Source organism: Streptomyces sp. SM1 (genome assembly GCF_002910825.1).
Taxonomy (GTDB): Bacteria; Actinomycetota; Actinomycetes; order Streptomycetales; family Streptomycetaceae; genus Streptomyces; species Streptomyces okerensis.
This window is the reverse complement of record NZ_NEUB01001046.1, coordinates 1-1,778: the sequence shown is the minus strand read 5'-3', so window position 1 is coordinate 1,778 and position 1,778 is coordinate 1. Positions and strand designations below refer to the sequence as shown.

Genomic DNA, 1,778 nt, shown 5'->3' with positions numbered 1-1,778 from the left:
GGGGAACTGCGCGAAGGGGGTTTGGGGCGCAGCCCCAGTGACGGGACGGGAAGGGGCGGCGGGGGCGAAAATCTACGCCCGCGGGGCACACCCCAGCACATGCGCCTTCACCAGCTCCGCGATCCGCGGATCCCGCCGCCGGAACGCCGCCACCAGCTCCTCGTGCTCCTCCGCGTACGACTGCTGCACCGTCCCCAGCCACCGTATCGACAGCGCGGTGAACACCTCGATCCCGAGCCCCTCCCACGTGTGCAGCAGCACCGAGTTCCCGGCCGCCCGCACCAGCTCCCGGTGGAACCCCACCGTGTGCCGCACCTGCCCGGTCCCGTCGGCCATCCGGTCCGCCTCGTACAGCGCCGCGACATGCGGCTCCAGCGCCGAGCAGTCCTCCGCCAGCCGGTCCGCCGCCAGCTCCGCGGCGATCGCCTCGAGACCGGCCCGGACGGGGTAGCTCTCCTCCAGGTCGGCGGCCGTCAGGTTCCGTACCCGCACGCCCTTGTTCGGCGCGGACTCGATCAGCCGCAGCGACTCCAGCTCCCGCAGCGCCTCCCGCACGGGGGTCTGGCTGACCTCCAGCTCCGTCGCGATCCGCCGCTCCACGATCCGCTCGCCCGGCTTCCAGCGTCCGCTGATGATCCCTTCCAGGATGTGCTCGCGGATCTGTTCGCGCAGCGAGTGGACGACGGGCGCGGTCATGAGGGGCTCCTTAGCGGGGCCCGCGGGCCCCCGGGGGGCTTTGACGAATAGACAATACGGCCGCGAGCCCGCCCCCGAGGGGCGCGCAGGGTCGCTTTCGCCCAGGTGAGACGAGACTTACACGCGCCCCTACGCCGAAGCCCCCGCCCGGAAAGCCACCAGGGGCTTCCGGACGGGGGCACCGTACGGCCGTGTCAGCGGCCGGAGATCACCGGTCGGGTCACAGGCCGAGCTCGACCTCGAACTCGCCGGCCTCCAGGATCGCCTTGACCGCCGTCAGGTAACGGGCCGCGTCGGCGCCGTCCACCAGGCGGTGGTCGTAGGAGAGGGTCAGGTAGGTCATGTCGCGGACGCCGATGGCCGTACCCTCCTCGGTCTCGATGACGGCCGGACGCTTGACCGTGGCACCGATGCCGAGGATCGCGACCTGGCCCGGGGGCACGATGATCGTGTCGAACAGCGCGCCGCGCGAACCGGTGTTGCTGATGGTGAAGGTCGCGCCGGACAGCTCGTCCGGAGTGATCTTGCTGCCGCGGACCTTGCCCGCCAGCTCCGCCGTGGCCTTGGCGATACCGGCGATGTTGAGGTCACCGGCGCTCTTGATGACCGGGGTCATCAGGCCCTTCTCGGAGTCCACCGCGATACCGATGTTCTCGGTGTCGAAGTAGGAGATGGTCCCCTCGGCCTCGTTGATCCTGGCGTTGACGACCGGGTGGGCCTTCAGCGCCTGGGCCGCGGCCTTGACGTAGAACGGCATCGGGGAGAGCTTGACGCCCTCGCGCGCCGCGAACGCGTCCTTGGCCCGGCCGCGCAGCTTCATCAGCCGGGTGACGTCGACCTCGACGACCGAGGACAGCTGGGCCTGCTCGTGCAGCGCCTTGACCATGTTGTCGCCGATGACCTTGCGGATCCGCGGCATCTTCACGGTCTGGCCGCGCAGCGGGGAGGCCTCCAGGACGGGGGCCTTCTTCGCGGCGGGAGCGGCGGCCGCGGCCGGAGCCGGGGCAGCGGCCTTCGCGGCCTCGGCGGCGGCGACGACGTCCTGCTTGCGGATACGGCCGCCGACGCCGGTGCCCTTGACG

At 71.4% G+C, this 1,778-nt stretch carries 2 protein-coding genes; both read right to left on the bottom strand.

The annotated features are described in order from the left end of the window. Positions 1–72: 72 nt before the first annotated feature. Positions 73–696: a GntR family transcriptional regulator gene (locus B9S61_RS39220; protein ID WP_103546502.1), complete on the bottom strand. Its 624-nt coding sequence runs from the start codon at positions 694–696 to the stop codon at positions 73–75. Positions 697–916: 220 nt separating this feature from the next. After that, positions 917–1,778 (bottom strand): 2-oxo acid dehydrogenase subunit E2 (locus tag B9S61_RS39215; RefSeq protein WP_103546500.1); only part of this gene is annotated, 862 nt, incomplete at its 5' end.

What these genes read in the sequence shown, in the direction of transcription:
- B9S61_RS39220 (WP_103546502.1), bottom strand. Translation starts at nt 696, where the DNA reads ATGACCGCGCCCGTCGTCCACTCGCTGCGCGAACAGATCCGCGAGCAC.